At 43.6% G+C, this 15204-nt stretch carries 15 protein-coding genes; 11 read left to right on the top strand and 4 right to left on the bottom strand.

The window, feature by feature from the left end; genetic code table 11:
• Positions 1 to 267, top strand: a 267-nt coding sequence (locus tag PN457_RS01565; RefSeq protein WP_271730864.1) for a transposase, incomplete at its 5' end; no start/stop codon positions are given.
• A 157-nt stretch (positions 268 to 424) separates the two neighbouring features.
• Complete coding sequence (gene accC / locus PN457_RS01570) at positions 425 to 1768, top strand: acetyl-CoA carboxylase biotin carboxylase subunit (RefSeq protein WP_271730865.1); 1344 nt, start codon at positions 425 to 427, stop codon at positions 1766 to 1768.
• Between the two features lie 92 nt (positions 1769 to 1860).
• On the opposite strand, the gene PN457_RS01575 is transcribed toward accC, so the two are convergent.
• Positions 1861 to 2154: a YggT family protein gene (locus PN457_RS01575; RefSeq protein WP_271730866.1), complete on the bottom strand. Its 294-nt coding sequence runs from the start codon at positions 2152 to 2154 to the stop codon at positions 1861 to 1863.
• 200 nt (positions 2155 to 2354) lie between these two features.
• Between PN457_RS01575 and psbX the strand changes: the two genes are divergently transcribed.
• The 4 genes from psbX (at position 2355) to PN457_RS01595 (ending at position 5067) form a co-directional block, all read left to right on the top strand.
• Positions 2355 to 2474 (top strand): photosystem II reaction center X protein, encoded by a 120-nt coding sequence (psbX, locus tag PN457_RS01580; RefSeq protein WP_200987310.1) that lies wholly within the window; start codon positions 2355 to 2357, stop codon positions 2472 to 2474.
• Between the two features lie 510 nt (positions 2475 to 2984).
• On the top strand, positions 2985 to 3875 hold the full coding sequence (locus tag PN457_RS01585; RefSeq protein ID WP_271730867.1) for a Ycf66 family protein: 891 nt from the start codon (positions 2985 to 2987) through the stop codon (positions 3873 to 3875).
• Between the two features lie 59 nt (positions 3876 to 3934).
• A complete protein-coding gene (locus PN457_RS01590; protein ID WP_271730869.1) occupies positions 3935 to 4486 on the top strand; it encodes a TolB family protein in 552 nt (183 codons plus the stop codon).
• Between the two features lie 50 nt (positions 4487 to 4536).
• Positions 4537 to 5067 (top strand): TolB family protein, encoded by a 531-nt coding sequence (locus PN457_RS01595; RefSeq protein WP_271730870.1) that lies wholly within the window; start codon positions 4537 to 4539, stop codon positions 5065 to 5067.
• Positions 5068 to 5088: 21 nt separating this feature from the next.
• Here the strand turns inward: PN457_RS01595 and PN457_RS01600 are convergent, their stop codons facing one another.
• Positions 5089 to 6096, bottom strand: coding sequence for a succinate dehydrogenase/fumarate reductase iron-sulfur subunit (locus PN457_RS01600; protein WP_271730872.1), 1008 nt, complete (start codon positions 6094 to 6096; stop codon positions 5089 to 5091).
• Between the two features lie 1361 nt (positions 6097 to 7457).
• On the opposite strand from PN457_RS01600, the gene PN457_RS01605 reads away from it, so the two are divergent.
• Entirely contained in the window at positions 7458 to 7889 is a 432-nt protein-coding gene (locus tag PN457_RS01605) for an AbrB family transcriptional regulator (protein ID WP_271730873.1), read from the top strand.
• Positions 7890 to 8316: 427 nt separating this feature from the next.
• The gene (locus tag PN457_RS01610; RefSeq protein ID WP_271730874.1) at positions 8317 to 9141 is read left to right on the top strand and encodes a CPBP family intramembrane glutamic endopeptidase; all 825 of its coding nucleotides are present in this window, start codon (positions 8317 to 8319) and stop codon (positions 9139 to 9141) included.
• Positions 9142 to 9295: 154 nt separating this feature from the next.
• Here the strand turns inward: PN457_RS01610 and PN457_RS01615 are convergent, their stop codons facing one another.
• The gene (locus PN457_RS01615; RefSeq protein ID WP_271730875.1) at positions 9296 to 10249 is read right to left on the bottom strand and encodes a heme o synthase; all 954 of its coding nucleotides are present in this window, start codon (positions 10247 to 10249) and stop codon (positions 9296 to 9298) included.
• 342 nt (positions 10250 to 10591) lie between these two features.
• Positions 10592 to 11575, bottom strand: a complete 984-nt coding sequence (locus PN457_RS01620; protein ID WP_271730876.1) for a COX15/CtaA family protein — start codon at positions 11573 to 11575, stop codon at positions 10592 to 10594.
• A 424-nt stretch (positions 11576 to 11999) separates the two neighbouring features.
• Here PN457_RS01620 and PN457_RS01625 point away from each other — a divergent pair, with 424 nt between their 5' ends.
• The 3 genes from PN457_RS01625 to PN457_RS01635 all read left to right on the top strand — a co-directional run.
• Entirely contained in the window at positions 12000 to 13094 is a 1095-nt protein-coding gene (locus tag PN457_RS01625; protein ID WP_271730878.1) for a cytochrome c oxidase subunit II, read from the top strand.
• 150 nt (positions 13095 to 13244) lie between these two features.
• Complete coding sequence (gene ctaD, locus PN457_RS01630; RefSeq protein WP_271730879.1) at positions 13245 to 14939, top strand: cytochrome c oxidase subunit I; 1695 nt, start codon at positions 13245 to 13247, stop codon at positions 14937 to 14939.
• Positions 14940 to 15020: 81 nt separating this feature from the next.
• Positions 15021 to 15204: MerR family DNA-binding transcriptional regulator (locus tag PN457_RS01635; protein ID WP_271730880.1), on the top strand; the 184-nt coding region annotated here is incomplete at its 3' end.

Genomic DNA, 15204 nt, shown 5'->3' on the forward strand with positions numbered 1-15204 from the left:
GCACAAAGAAAAGGTGTAATAGTCGTGCTTTGTAACGAATCATATACATCAAAAACGTGCGGTAACTGCGGTCATGTTCATTATAAACTAGGTGGAAACAAAGTTTTTAAATGTTCACATTGCGGAATTCAGGTCTATCGTGATGTGAATGGCGCACGCAATATTTTATTGCGTGCTTTGCAAGCAACTGCCTTTACCGTGACCCATGATTCTATCGTGCTTTCTGACAAGTCAGAATTGACGGATGCCGTAGTTAATCTAGTTTAATCGCTTTGATTAGCTTAAAAGTTGCACAGTTTAGTAAATCTAAAGTCCGGTTGATTTGACGCTCAACAGGATGAATTATCATGACGGTTCAAACCGCTTGCGTCGCTCCCCTCTCAGCACACTTCGTGACTGAGTTTCCCGCATACCATGTATTTCTATGAAGTTTGACAAAATATTAATTGCCAATCGGGGGGAAATTGCCCTTCGCATTCTCCGCGCCTGTGAAGAAATGGGAATCGCCACGGTTGCGGTTCACTCCACAGTTGACCAGAATGCTCTCCACGTTCAACTTGCCGACGAAGCGGTTTGCATTGGCGAACCTGCTAGTAGTAAAAGTTATTTGAATATTCCCAACATTATTTCTGCTGCCCTAACACGTAATGCCAGCGCCATTCACCCTGGTTATGGATTTTTAGCAGAAAATGCCAGATTTGCAGAAATTTGTGCTGACCATCATATTGCCTTTATTGGACCGACTCCTGAAGCCATAAGGCTCATGGGGGATAAATCCACAGCTAAAGAAACCATGCAAAAAGCTTTGGTACCAACTGTACCAGGTAGTGATGGCTTAGTAGAATCCGAACAAGAAGGATTGCTAATTGCCAAGGATATGGATTATCCGGTCATGATTAAAGCTACTGCTGGTGGGGGCGGTAGAGGAATGCGTTTAGTGCGTTCTGAAAGTGAATTTGTCAAACTTTTCTTAGCAGCCCAAGGGGAAGCCGGAGCGGCCTTTGGTAATTCTGGCGTTTATATAGAAAAATTTATTGAACGTCCGCGGCACATTGAATTCCAAATTTTGGCAGATAATTACGGTAACGTTATCCATTTGGGCGAACGAGACTGCTCAATTCAGCGCCGCAATCAAAAGTTACTCGAAGAGGCTCCCAGTCCCGCACTTGACCCAGAACTACGAGAAAAAATGGGACAAGCTGCTGTCAGAGCAGCTCAGTTTATCAACTTTACTGGGGCTGGTACAGTTGAATTTCTTCTAGATAGGTCTGGTAAGTTCTACTTTATGGAAATGAACACCCGGATTCAAGTTGAGCACCCTGTAACAGAAATGGTCACAGGAGTGGACTTAGTTGCTGAACAAATCCGCATTGCCCAAGGGGAAAGACTAAGGATTACCCAAGACCAAGTAATCTTAAGAGGTCATGCTATTGAATGCCGCATTAACGCCGAAGACCCAGAGCATGACTTTCGCCCTGCACCCGGACGTATTAGCGGCTATCTTCCCCCTGGTGGACCCGGTGTCCGTATTGATTCCCATGTTTACACCGACTACCAAATCCCCCCCTATTATGATTCTCTGATTGGTAAATTAATTGTTTGGGGTCCAGACCGAGCTACTGCAATTAACCGCATGAAACGCGCATTGCGAGAGTGTGCCATTACCGGACTTCCCACTACTATTGGATTTCATCAAAAGATTATGGAAAACCCCCGATTCTTGCAAGGTAATGTCTACACCAATTTTGTCCAGGAGATGAACCTTTAGGCTTGGGAAAATAAAAGAGGTTGGGGGAGGGGGTAAAGCAGTTAGTCTGGTGCTAAAATCTTTTACCCTCTTCCTACTCCCACTCCTATTACTTAATTCAAGCGAGTCATCATGGTGAGCAATCCTTGCTGACCGAGCAGAATTTCCCTAATCAGGCTGAGAATTCCTACCCAAAGAATAGGGGTAATATCTACCCCTCCTATGGGCTGCACTAGCTTTCGCAATGGCACTAAAAAGGGTTCAGTAGGCCAAGCTATCAGGTTAAAGGGCAAACGATTCAAGTCCACTTGTGGATACCAAGTCAGAATTATCCGGAAAATAAACAGAAATGTCATCAGTCCCAATAAAGGGCTGAGAATCCAAACAGTCAGGTTAACACCAGTCATTGGTTTGAGCTACTATCTGTGAACTAAGAAAGAATTTAGGCGAAAGCCAGCAAGGCTGCAATGTTTGAATGTTCTTGGTTCAATTTTAACGAATTCCAGGAAGGATACTTTTTTTCACTCACCAGTCAGGATGTTGCACTTTTTTGGCGAGACACCATATTAGAATTATGATCAAGTGTGTAAAAAAAAGGTTTAGAACTATGACGCCTTCATTAGCAAATTTTCTTTGGAGTCTGTTTTGGGGTGGTGTGATTGTAGTACTCCCTGCTACAGTTGGGCTGATTTTCATTAGCCAAAAAGATAAAATCCAGCGTTCATAATTCCTGGGAGAGTCGCTTTGACTCTCATAAAAATATCGCGGTCAGCTGGAAAATCAGCGACTTTAGCCCGCAGAGGAAAGCCACTAGGTGGTTAAAACCACCGTGGTCTTTTCTGGGGAAAAGTAACCAGTAAGCTAGGCTTATACTTTAGCCGACTGGGTAAACGGTTTTTGACGACCGTAGCGAGAGTAAGACTGTGGGGTTAGACCTAAAGTTACTCTGTCAGCAGGATCTCAGTGTCTTTACACCATTGCATATTTTCTCAGCTAGGCATCTTGCGGGGCTGAATTATGCGAGTTAAAAAATATGATGTAGCTTACCCAATTGCACCAACAGCAAACAGTCCCCCCACTGAGGACAAGCTATACTTTGACTAGCTGGCGATAAACAGCTTCAGAGCTTCTTTCCCAGAGGCTTTGAAGCTTCAATATATTGTTGATATTGTGCCTGATTAGAGTAGTGATTTTAATTGTGACTCGCTAACATAGATTTGATATTTGGAAAAGAACAATGGTAAATTTTGGGCTGAACTCAGCCAGCGTTCTGGCTCAGGTCAATTTTGGGACGAACTCAGCCAGTATTCTAGGAATTTTCCTGGCTGTGTCTGGGGCAGCACTGTATTTTCTCCGCACTGTGCGTCCAGAACTGTCACGAGATCAAGATATTTTCTTTGCAGCAGTGGGCTTACTCTGCGGGTTTATTCTCATTTTCCAAGGGTGGCGGTTAGACCCAATTTTACAATTTAATCAGCTGCTTTTAGTCGGATCAACTGTATTTTTTGCAGTTGAAAGTATTCGTTTGCGAGGTATAGCTACTCAACAAGCTAAGCGGAATACTCCTATTGTGGATGAGGATCGAGAAGTAAGCAGAAGCTATTCCTACGATCGCAGGGGATATGAGGCTGAGGTAGAAGAAGACTTAGAACCCCTTCCCTATGAAGACGAAGAACCACCTGTGCGCCCTCGTATTCGGGGTAGCAGGGATACTCGTTCCCCCCGTGATGAATACTATGAGGATCAACCACCTCGCCGCCCAGAACGCCGCAGTGGTAGGGAAAGACCAGAAACCCCAGACAGAAAGCGTCGTCCTAGTTCTGTCCGTCCTGGGAGTCGCAGTCGTGAGAGTTTTGAAGCAGAAAATTGGAGTGCTGATAGGGAAGTTGATGATTGGGATACTTCAGGTACTGAAGGGAGAAAATCTTCGAGCCGTAACACTAATAGACCACCACGTCGGGAAACTCGCGACCAGGATGTCCTTTCCCGAACCAGAAAGCGCCGGCCGTCTCCAGACTCAAGTTCACCTAGACCCATTGATGATGATGCAATACCAACTGAATACGTACCATATAACCCGATAGAAAACCCCAATCGGGAGCCAGATAATTTGACCGATTTGGATTAGGGTGTTATCTAATACGATTGGCTGTGCATTAGGTCTGGAGGCGATGGAAGACAATTGAGGTGAAAAGACTTACGCCTAGATTTTGGCTCCAAAGACCAATTCGTTGGAGCCTGGTTTTTAGCTTTGCTAGTTTATTGTTATCTTGCAGTAACAACGAAATACCCTTAAGGCCTACTTCCCTCAACAGTCGCTACACTGAAGAGCAACCTGCATTGAGTGGAAATGGTCGCTTTTTAGCATTTATATCTAATCGTAATGGTACTCACCAACTGTTGGTCTATGACTTGGAAGAACAACGGTTGGTTAGCATACCGGGTTTAAATAGACCCAGGACGATTACTGAAAATCCTAGCCTGAGCTATACCGGACGTTACATTGCTTATCTGACCAGTGACCAAGGTAGACCTGTTGTAGCACTTTATGATCGCGCTACGCAAAATTCACAAGTTATGACTCCCACTTATCGCGGCTGGTTGAGAAATCCGGGAATTAGCCCAGATGGACGTTATATTGTTTTTGAAACCGCTAGCCGTGGTCAGTGGGATATTGAAGTTTTAGACCGCGGACCAGATATTGAGTTAGATATTCCCAACGGTGCGAGTGTGAGATAATCATCCGTTAGGTAATTTATCTGTGTTCATCAGCATTGACTAATGACGAAATGAATAATCGAACTATTTTTATACCTATACTTGTTGCTGGGTTGGGCTTATTGGCTGGCTGCGTCGGCTATCCTCGCTTAGTCAATTATCCTTTTGATCCTGGTGGTCGGAGTCTTAACAGTCCAGCTTCGGAACTAAATCCCCAAACTTCAGGGAGATATATTGTTTTTACCAGCGATCGCCGGGGTAGCCAAGATGTTTATATGTTCGATACACTAACTCGCACCTTGGTAGATTTACCGGGTTTAAATTCCTTCGATACCATCGCCTCTCATCCTAGTGTTGCTGAGAATGGTCAGTACATTGTTTTTGCGGCTAGTCGTCAGGGGCGATCTACTATTTTTCTCTATGACCGAGAAACTAGACAATCGAGAAATTTAACTAATAACTTGCTAGCAGAAGTCCGCAACCCTACGATTAGCGCTGATGGTCGCAGGATTGCGTTTGAGTATAGTAACAATGGTCAATGGGATGTTTTAGTTTATGAACAATCGGGACAAAGGTTGAATATACCTCAAGAGCCGCGCTGAAAATAGAGACTGGGAAATTTATCAATCAGGGGTTTTCTTTTTCTTTTGTACAGATTCAATCAGCGATCGCACTTGTTGAGTACCTTGGGAAGGTTCAAAGGAAAGTGGGAATTTACCGCGCACTATCATTCGTAAACCAAGAGGTGCAAGACTCAGTAGTCCTTTCAGGTCCCGAAAGTAGTTACCAACCACTTGGATACCAAATTGACGTTCATCGATCCAACCACCTTCTTTCACCAAATCTACTAATACTTTGCGGTGGCGAATTGAGCGACTGTCTTGGGCTTGTTTGCGTTGCAGAATTTCCTGTTTAATTTTTGTGATTTGCTCCAATGGTGCTACCTCCATCGGACAAACTGAGTCACAGTAGAAACAACGAGTACAACCCCATACCCCTTTAGTTCCTTGGTTATAAGTTTCTAAGCGATTTTCGGTTTCACCATCACGAGAGTCAGCCACCATGCGATAGGCTTTGGCTAGTGCATGAGGACCAACAAAATCTGGATTAACTTCACGGGCATTACATTCAGAATAACAAGCACCACACATGATACAATTACCTGTCTGATCAAGACGCGATCGCTCCTGTGGTGTTTGTAAAAATTCCCTTTCCGGAACTTGTCGCGCCGCTGTACTTACATAAGGAGCTACTGCATCTAGATGATTCCAGAAACTAGTCATGTCAACGACCAAATCTTTAATTACCGGCATATTACCTAAAGGAGCTACTGTAATTTCCCGAATTGTGTTGGCGTTATTTTCCCCTCCAGGGATTTGTGGTAATCTAGCTAGTTCACTACCGACATTTTCCTTACAAGCTAAAGCCGAACGCCCATTGATTCGCATAGCACAGCTACCGCAAATTGTATTGCGGCAATTTTTGCGAAAAGCGAGTGTTCCATCTTGTTCCCACTTAATTCGATTGAGGCAATCCAAGATTGTATTGCCAGAATCTACCTGTAAAAGGTAAGTTTGTACAACAGGAGAGAAATTTTGTTGCTGCCGAATGATTTTAAATAAAACTTCCATTATCACCAACCACAATCTTCAAATTATATTGCCAGCCGCAGAAGTCGTGAATCAAGCCTGGTGGTTACACTTGAGCTATACTCTTGTTCACCCTAATGGCCAGCCCAGTGTTAATAGGCTGCTCACACAAGAGCAACTGATTCTAGTTTAAGGATAACCATTCATATTCAATTTGTAGGGGTGCTACAACTGAGATTCTTGTCAACCTCTCAAATCAAAGGCAAATCATGTAGTTATGGTGGGGGGAATATTTAACCTAATTGTTTCACAGCAGAAGCACAAGTCGGTTTTTCAGGAGAAACAGCTAGGTTCATATCCTGCATAGTGAATATATCTAAACTCAATCCATTCATGTTTCTCAATATCTCTTGATGTTAAGAGTAATGGCAGCCATTGGCGCATAAAATCCCTAATCTAGTCGCAAAGGGATAGTTTTTTTGTGTATATGTCAGCGCTGAACCTGTGGGATATCATCGGGTGATAAGCAGGTATTTGCAAGATATGGGAAAATTTATTCTTCCCCAAGACAGACGTATATAATCTCTATCCGCTGTTTGTCTCATGAGAATAAACCATCAGGACAATCCTCACTTAGGGGATGTGTGTACAAAATCAAGTAAATTTGGGATTTTACTCAATTGTCAAAACTCCTCATCTAAATTTAGATGAATTTTTATAAAAGTCTCGCTGCAATATTCAATAGGGCAAAAAGTCCGATGAATCCCACTTTTTGACTCCCCAAGGTTAGATATTTAGATTTAAGTTTTTAGTCGCAGTTCAATTAAAAACTAAACAATTATTTTGCTATTATTAGTTCATGCTAGTATTTAATATAAAATTACGAACTAACAAATCCAGTACCAATAGCTGCATAAGCACCGCTAATGCTGATTTGTAAATTCGTAATGTAGAGACAAAAAAATTCACGTCTCTACAGGCAGAACAAAGGTGTATGTCCGTAAGAGCCTATTCAAATACCATGCTGTCTTGGTCTGGAGAGTCAGATTAGGGAAAACCTCACAACTCAAAGGCAATAAAGGCCAGCACTGAAAGTTGAAAGCCAGCAATTTATTTGGTCTACGACTTATTTGTAGTCGCACTCAAATAACTTGTTCAGGTGGCTGAAAGTGACACTGCTACAGTAGCGCCAACACATAAAATCAATTGATTTCCCATGGTGATTTCTGGTGAAAAGTGCCGTAAAATCCCTGAAATCAATGTTTGTGGACACCATGACCTCTAGTCTGTTGTGGGTGACCATAATAGAATTTATCCCTCACCCCAGAGTCATGAGTAGTCAAATACTGGCATGAGACAACTTTGTTTATCAGTTTGGAGAAAGTAAGGAAAATTTGAGCGTAATGACTGAAACTGCAACCGCACCATTAACTGGAAAAGCATTGCTTGCTAAGGTGAAAGAATTATCTAATTTACCACGCCGAGAAAGAGCCAAGCAGTGCGGATATTACACCGTTACTAAGAATAATCAAGTTCGCGTCAATCTCACAGATTTTTATGATGCTCTGCTATCGGCTAGAGGAATTCCTCTGAGTCCCGAAGCACCTAAAGATGGTCGTGGTCGTGAACCGACATATCGTGTCAGCGTTCATCAAAACGGTCAAATTGTGATTGGTGCTACCTACACTAAGGCAATGAACTTAAAGCCGGGTGATGAGTTTGAAATCAGACTGGGATATAAACATATCCACTTAATTCAACTGGGAGAAAGTGATAAAAAAGTGACTTCAGTAGATATAGACTCAGAAGACTCCGATGAAGATTTGGAAGAGTAAGTTTGCCCATGGTATGAATAAGTTAACAGTCAAGGCTTTATCGAAAAAATGGGTTTAAAACCCCGTTGTTCTACGACGGCTTTTCTTGATTCTTGCAAAAAAACTTGCCTAAAAAAACAACAAAAAGCTAAAATGCAATAGTCGGCATGGGGCATCGGCACGACTTTAAATGGACAGAGAGTGACTATAAGACTGCTTCGGCAGCGAGTTACTGTGAACTGTCAAGAATCACCGATAGCGTAGCGTGGCGTAAGCCATACTTCAAGATCGGTGAGTATGTCAAAACTAATTCGTACCACTACAGCCAAGCGCTAATTCTCTTTGCTTGAACTTTGTAACATGGGAACAATACGATTAGACCCCTTGCACAAGTGACAAACTCTAGTAGAGTCTTGATTAACAAGCAGGAAGTCTATCGTGTTTTTTTATGTCTATTTTGATAAAAATATCCAATAGCGTAGCAGCATTTATACAAGATGCATCAATGCTGGTTATGGTGATGACATTTTTTATCACCTGGATAGGGTGCTGGTTACCAATAGCAGCAGTCATCGCCATCAGACTGAATTGGCAACCTACCAAAGCTTTACAACCGGAACAAAAGTTACCCTTGTTAGTGCCACTTTACTTATTAGCGCCCCTGGTTCTCTGGGTAGTGACTTGGCTATCCCATAAATCTTTTTCAGATTATGGCTTGGTGGCCAGTGTTTCCCTGCTCAGTTCCCTAGGGCTGGGTTTCGGTTTGGGAGTATTGAGCCTAGCAATGATGTTTACGTCCCAATTCTGGCTAGGCTGGTGCTATTTAGAAAAATCAAATATTAAATTTATACCATCGATTTTATTGATAGCCTTATTAGTTGGGGGCATAGAAGAGTTAGTTTTTCGTGGTTTCTTGTTAACTGAATTGGAGCGTGATTACCCACTGTGGGTAGCAGCAACAATTTCCAGCTTAATTTTTGCCCTTCTGCACTTAGTATGGGAACAACGGGAAACCAAACCCCAAATTCCTGGATTATGGCTGATGGGAATGATGCTGGTATTAGCCAGGATTACTGATGGGGGCAGTTTGGGTATAGCTTGGGGATTACATACAGCATTAGTATGGGCGATCGCGACCATAGATACAGCACAACTAATTAGCTATACTGGTAAAGCCTCAGAATGGTGGACTGGTAAAAACAAAAAACCCCTGGCGGGGGCGGCGGGAATTATTTGTGTGTTGGGAACAGGGTTAATTATGTGGGCATTGTGATAAATAGCACACACTATCGTAATCAATCCTAATTTAAAAGTCAGATTTAGATTGACCAGTGCATACAAGCTGAGAGTCTGACAAGCAGAATAGATGATGGTGGGTTAGTAATCGCTAACCCACCATCAGATTTTTGGGAATTGTACCCCATTCTTTAACTGATAAAATGCAGCTGGGTGATGATCATAGTCATGAGATTATGGGTAATCGGGAGACTATCTATCACCATACCCAAACATAACAGCATCATGTAAGAGATGGAATAGAGAAACAACTCTCTAGCCACAGTGCGATCCTCTGGACTGTGTAACAAACGCCAAGATTTGTGAACAAATAATCCTCCCAGACTGAGGGCGATCGCCGCATAAACAAATCCACTAGCGTGCAAAGGATAAACAAGTAAGATAGTAGTACCAACGGTGACCAGTGTATAGTACCAAATCTGCTTGACTGTTGCCATATCACCCTCAACCACAGGTAACATTGGGATACCAACTTTTGCGTAGTCATCCCGAATCATCAGCGCTAACGCCCAGAAATGGGGAGGTGTCCATAAAAAAACTATGGCAAAAATTAACCATGCTGCCCAGCTTAAAGTCCCTGTGACAGCCGCCCAACCAACTAAAGCGGGAATTGCTCCAGCAGCGCCACCAATGACAATATTTTGAGTGCTGTGGCGTTTTAACCAGTGGGTATAGACCAAAACATAAAAGATAATGCCGGAGAATGCTAGAGAAGCAGCGAGTAAATTGGCGAATACTGCGAGTAGGGTGAAAGACATCACCGCCAGAGCGATGGCAAAAATCAGGGCATCACGGGGCTGGATCTTACCAGAAGGGATAGGACGATGACGCGTCCGCTCCATATCATAGTCAATATCCCGGTCATAGATACAGTTAATGGTTTGGGCGCTAGCGGCTGCCAAAGTACCACCAGTAAGAGTTACTAACAGCAACAATGGATCTACTTGTCCCTGAGCAGCAATCCACATACTTCCAGCCGTGGTAATCAGCAGCAAGGGAATAATCCGCGGCTTTGTGAGTTGGTAGTAGCTTTGGATGACTTGGAGAAATGTTTGGTTTTGGCGAGAGACATTAGTCTCAATCATGTTAGCTCTTGTTCCTTATTTTTCAACAACTTTTATGCAGCCCCTGCTCATACTGAGTTGACATTAAAAATAGTTACTGATCCTCAGGGAAGACGAGGAAGATGAGGAGGATGGAGAAGATCGGGAAGATTGTGATCAGGTTCCCTGATCTTTCCTGGCTCCCCCATAAACCCTTGTTCAGACTAGCTAGTGAAAGTTGAGACTTTTCTTGGGCGTGCAAGCAGTTTTGGTTTTTATGGTGTTACCACTTCTAATAGCTGGGGGTTGTTGCTAGATGTGATGGCAATTTGATTTCCTGCCGTGGCAAGCTACATAGCAATGGGGAAACGAACCCGAATTAAGTTATGCATTGGTTCCATTTATTGGTGTACTGATAACATTCGCTGTTGAAGCAACAGGGTAAGCATTGATTTCACGGGCCATAGCCGAGTCGCGTAGTGCCAGAACTGTAAAAGCTACTAAAGTACCAAGCAAAGCCGCCCCGACAGTTTGGTGAGAAACTGTCAAAAGCTCGACTTGGAGATGTAATCGGAAAGTGGCAACTCCTAAGAAGATTTGTAACATCAGCAACCCACCGGCCATAGTTGCCAATCGCCGCAAAGCTGGATGGAGTGCTGGCGTGCGCCAGGATATGAATACCACTGCCAAAGTAGCCACAGTAGGCGGTACCAAGCCAAAAATATGGCTATACATCACATTACAAAGCTGAGAATCACCAAAGCATTGGTGTAAGGCCCAGCGAGACCCTACTAAAGCGCCTAGTATACTTTGCAGATAGACAAAAATAACGGCACTCAAACCCAACCAAGGTAACTTACCAACAGTTCCAGTTCCTTGATAAGGAGTGAGCGCGATGCCAACAACCAGTAGGGTAGTGAAAAATAACAGCGCCGTTCCCAAATGGGCAGTGACGATATCAAACCGCAACAGTTGGGTAACGGTAAGTCCTCCCAAAATCCCTTGGAAGACGATTAAAAATAGGGCAAATGTCGATGCCCAGGGCAGCCAAGTGGGTAAGCAACGACGATACCACCAGGACAACCCAGCCAGGGCTATGGCGCTCAAACCAATTAACCCTGCATCCAATCTGTGAAACCACTCCAAGAAAACTTGAAGATTCATTTGTCTAGTGGGCACCAATTCCCCATAGCACAATGGCCAGTCCGGACAAGCCAGCCCAGCATTCATCACACGGGTGGCACTGCCTATGGCCATCAAAATCAAGGTGGCTATGCAAATTTTCCACACCAAGCGACGAATTAATTCCTGGGGCTTTCGCTGCTCGGCGGCCGCTTCATTTTGTTGTTCTAGGACAAATTCATTCATGAACAGTACCTTCCGCCCGCTCTTGGTTGAGCTGCCGTTAAATTTTCCAAGTTTGAGTACCAATCTATCTACACCCTAACCTATGCAGCCGGGTGGAAAAGATTGGCTTGCACTTATACTTTGGATCACTCTAGCTAGTTTTAGCCGAGCTTTAGGTATTTTTTAATTTGTTAACGATTAATAATTATTGATTAATTTTACCAATCTGAAATATTTATGGGATTTTACATAGCATTGACACTAAGCTATGTCTAGCCATAAATGTATAAAAATCTCTAAAATAGATATGTGATGCTCAAAACTATGAACTTAGTTGGAAAAATTAATAAAATCTTAAAACCATTAGACTCCAGATTTAATTGCCTGAACTACCTTAGTAAGTGGGTAGCATAGAGATAACGTAGTAAATTCATTTAAGTAAACCGTGAAGATTCCAAGTTCCATCTGGACACTACTAATTGGCATCGTACTAACGCTATCGAGCCTTTGGTACGGTCAAAATCACGGTCTGTTGCCAACAGCAGCCACAGACGAAGCCGTTTTAGTGGATGGTCTGTTTAACACCATGATGATCGTTTCCACAGGTATATTCTTACTTGTGGAAGGTATTTTGATCTACTCGGCAATTAAATACCGGCGACGGGCCGGTGACCTTGAAGATGGACCACCAATTGAGGGCAATGTGCCTTTAGAAATCCTCTGGACAGCGATACCAGCCATTATCGTCCTCGGTATTTCTGTTTATAGTTTTGAGGTATATAACGACATTGGCGGCTTTGATCCCCATTCTGTTCATGAAGCGCCGATGACTCAGGAGTCTATGACAATGCCGGGGGCTGCGATTGCAGCAACTTTAAGCGATACACCCCCCAGCACAGGGGGGAACCGCAATCAAGAACAGTCTGAGGAGGCAATGCAAGACCCAGCCACAGCAGCAGTCCGTAATGCTGACCAAATTCCCCAAAAGCGGAATGCGCCCGGTGTAGGTAGTGTGGCTCCCACTATTGGGGGAAGTCCCGAAAAGGCTGGTCTACCACCAGAATTACGGGTTAATGTGACTGGTTTACAATATGCTTGGCTTTTCACCTATCCTGATACGGGGGTCACTACAGGTGAGCTACACCTTCCAGTAGGTCGGGAAGTGGAAATCAACATGACAGCCAATGATGTTATCCATGCTTTCTGGGTTCCTGAGTTCCGCCTAAAACAAGATGCTATCCCCGGTAGACAAAGCGAAATTCGGTTCACTCCCAGATTAGCTGGTACTTACGACCTGATTTGTGCCGAACTTTGTGGCCCTTACCACGGAGCAATGAAAACCCAAGTAGTAGTAGAAACCCAACAAGCCTATGAAGCCTGGATGCAAGAACAATTGGTTGCTAGTAGCGAAACCCTAAACCAAGCCGTTGCTGTTAATCCTGCTGATTTGTCCGCAGATGAATTTCTCAGTCCTTACACTAGGGATATGGGTATACAGCCAGAGATGCTACATCATATGCACCAAAAGATTGTTGAGTAAACAGTGCGGCTAGCTGAGTCAGGATTTCATCCCTCACTAAGCACATAAATTCATGGTCATTCAATCCATACAAACAAGTCAGGAAAGCGAAGAAAGTCATTTTACTAATGACTAATGACCAATGACTAATGAGTAATGACTAATTAACTTATGACACAAACTCAGTTAGAAAAAACTGCCAATATTCCGCCTCATATAGAAGAACCACAAGAAAGACATTGGCGAGACTTTTTTGGTTTCAGCACCGACCATAAGGTAATTGGGATTCAATACCTAGTTACATCCTTTGTTTTCTACTGCATTGGCGGCGTGATGGCTGACTTGGTGCGGACAGAACTACGTACCCCAGAGGTAGATTTTGTCAGCCCGGAAATTTATAACAGTTTATTTACACTGCACGCCACAATCATGATTTTTCTGTGGATTGTGCCAGCAGGTGCAGGATTTGCTAACTATCTCATTCCCCTGATGATTGGGGCTAGAGATATGGCATTTCCGCGCTTGAATGCTGTAGCTTTTTGGATGATTCCCCCTGCGGGTGTGTTGCTGATCGCTAGTTTAGCCCTGGGTGATGCGCCTGATGCTGGATGGACTTCCTACCCTCCTTTGAGCTTGGTAACAGGCCAAGTGGGTGAGGCTATCTGGATTATGAGTGTGCTGCTATTGGGTACATCCTCGATTTTGGGAGCCATTAACTTTATTGTTACCATCCTGAAGATGCGTGTTCCCAGTATGGGCTTTCATCAAATGCCTTTGTTTTGTTGGTCAATGTTGGCCACTTCTGCTTTAGTGTTGCTATCTACACCAGTACTAGCCGGGGCGCTGATTCTTCTGGGCTTTGACTTGTTAGCAGGAACAACATTTTTTAACCCCACTGGCGGGGGGGATCCGGTGGTTTACCAGCATATGTTCTGGTTTTATTCTCACCCGGCGGTTTATATCATGATTTTGCCTTTCTTTGGGGCAATTTCGGAAATTTTGCCGGTTCATGCCCGCAAGCCAATTTTTGGCTATAAGGCGATCGCCTATTCTTCTCTGGCTATCAGTTTCTTAGGGCTAATCGTCTGGGCGCATCATATGTTTACAAGTGGTGTCCCCGGTTGGTTACGAATGTTTTTTATGATCACCACCATGATCATTGCTGTACCCACTGGGATTAAGATCTTTGGTTGGTTAGCAACTATTTGGGGTGGCAAAATTAGCCTCAATAGTCCCATGATTTTTGCCATGGGCTTTTTAGGAACCTTCGTGATTGGCGGGGTTAGTGGTGTAATGTTAGCCGCAGTCCCCTTTGATATTCACGTTCATGATACTTATTTTGTAGTGGCACATTTGCACTACGTTCTGTTTGGTGGTAGTGTCTTAGGAATTTTTGCCGCTATTTATCACTGGTTCCCAAAAATGACGGGACGGATGATGAACGAATTTTGGGGTAAAGTTCATGCTGTTTTAACCATTGTCGGTCTGAATATGACCTTCTTACCCATGCACAAACTGGGTCTGATGGGGATGAACCGCCGTATTGCCCAATATGACCCAAAATTCACCTCCTTGAATGAAATCTGCACCTACGGGTCTTATATTCTGGCGATTTCAACATTACCCTTTATCATCAATGCCATTTGGAGTTGGTGGTATGGACAAAAAGCTGGTGATAATCCTTGGCGGGGACTGACCTTAGAATGGACCACCACCTCACCACCAGCCATTGAGAATTTCGAGAAACTCCCGGTCTTAGCTACAGGCCCCTATGATTATGGCGTAGGTAAGAAAGAAGTGGATATTCAGCAGGTGTTGAGCCTCGAACCTGATGAACCATATCCCACCATTGAGTCTGGCGTTTAACAGTAGCGAGTAGGGGTTAGCCAATAGCTAGTTATTTGCTAACAATAGATTATATATGCTCATAACTGCTAATATAGTAGTATGGCTTATGTACCACTACGAGAAGCAGTCAAACAACTGGGACTGCACCCAAACACTTTAAGGAAGTACGCAGACAATGGCAAGATTGAAAGCATCAAAAACGAAGCAGGACAAAGACTTTTTCACGTTGAATCCTACCTCCGTGGTGCAGCTAGAACTTCCATTGTCTGCTACTGCCGAGTTA

This window comes from Anabaenopsis arnoldii (assembly GCF_028331025.1).
Classification (GTDB): domain Bacteria; phylum Cyanobacteriota; class Cyanobacteriia; order Cyanobacteriales; family Nostocaceae; genus Anabaenopsis; species Anabaenopsis arnoldii.

Bases quoted from the DNA above. Each gene is read 5' to 3' on its own strand.
- PN457_RS01585 (WP_271730867.1), top strand. From the start codon at position 2,985: ATGGTAAATTTTGGGCTGAACTCAGCCAGCGTTCTGGCTCAGGTCAAT.
- PN457_RS01575 (WP_271730866.1), bottom strand. From the start codon at position 2,154: ATGACTGGTGTTAACCTGACTGTTTGGATTCTCAGCCCTTTATTGGGA.
- accC (WP_271730865.1), top strand. From the start codon at position 425: ATGAAGTTTGACAAAATATTAATTGCCAATCGGGGGGAAATTGCCCTT.
- psbX (WP_200987310.1), top strand. From the start codon at position 2,355: ATGACGCCTTCATTAGCAAATTTTCTTTGGAGTCTGTTTTGGGGTGGT.
- PN457_RS01600 (WP_271730872.1), bottom strand. From the start codon at position 6,096: ATGGAAGTTTTATTTAAAATCATTCGGCAGCAACAAAATTTCTCTCCT.
- PN457_RS01615 (WP_271730875.1), bottom strand. From the start codon at position 10,249: ATGATTGAGACTAATGTCTCTCGCCAAAACCAAACATTTCTCCAAGTC.
- PN457_RS01610 (WP_271730874.1), top strand. From the start codon at position 8,317: ATGTCTATTTTGATAAAAATATCCAATAGCGTAGCAGCATTTATACAA.
- PN457_RS01620 (WP_271730876.1), bottom strand. From the start codon at position 11,575: ATGAATGAATTTGTCCTAGAACAACAAAATGAAGCGGCCGCCGAGCAG.
- PN457_RS01595 (WP_271730870.1), top strand. From the start codon at position 4,537: ATGAATAATCGAACTATTTTTATACCTATACTTGTTGCTGGGTTGGGC.
- PN457_RS01605 (WP_271730873.1), top strand. From the start codon at position 7,458: ATGACTGAAACTGCAACCGCACCATTAACTGGAAAAGCATTGCTTGCT.
- ctaD (WP_271730879.1), top strand. From the start codon at position 13,245: ATGACACAAACTCAGTTAGAAAAAACTGCCAATATTCCGCCTCATATA.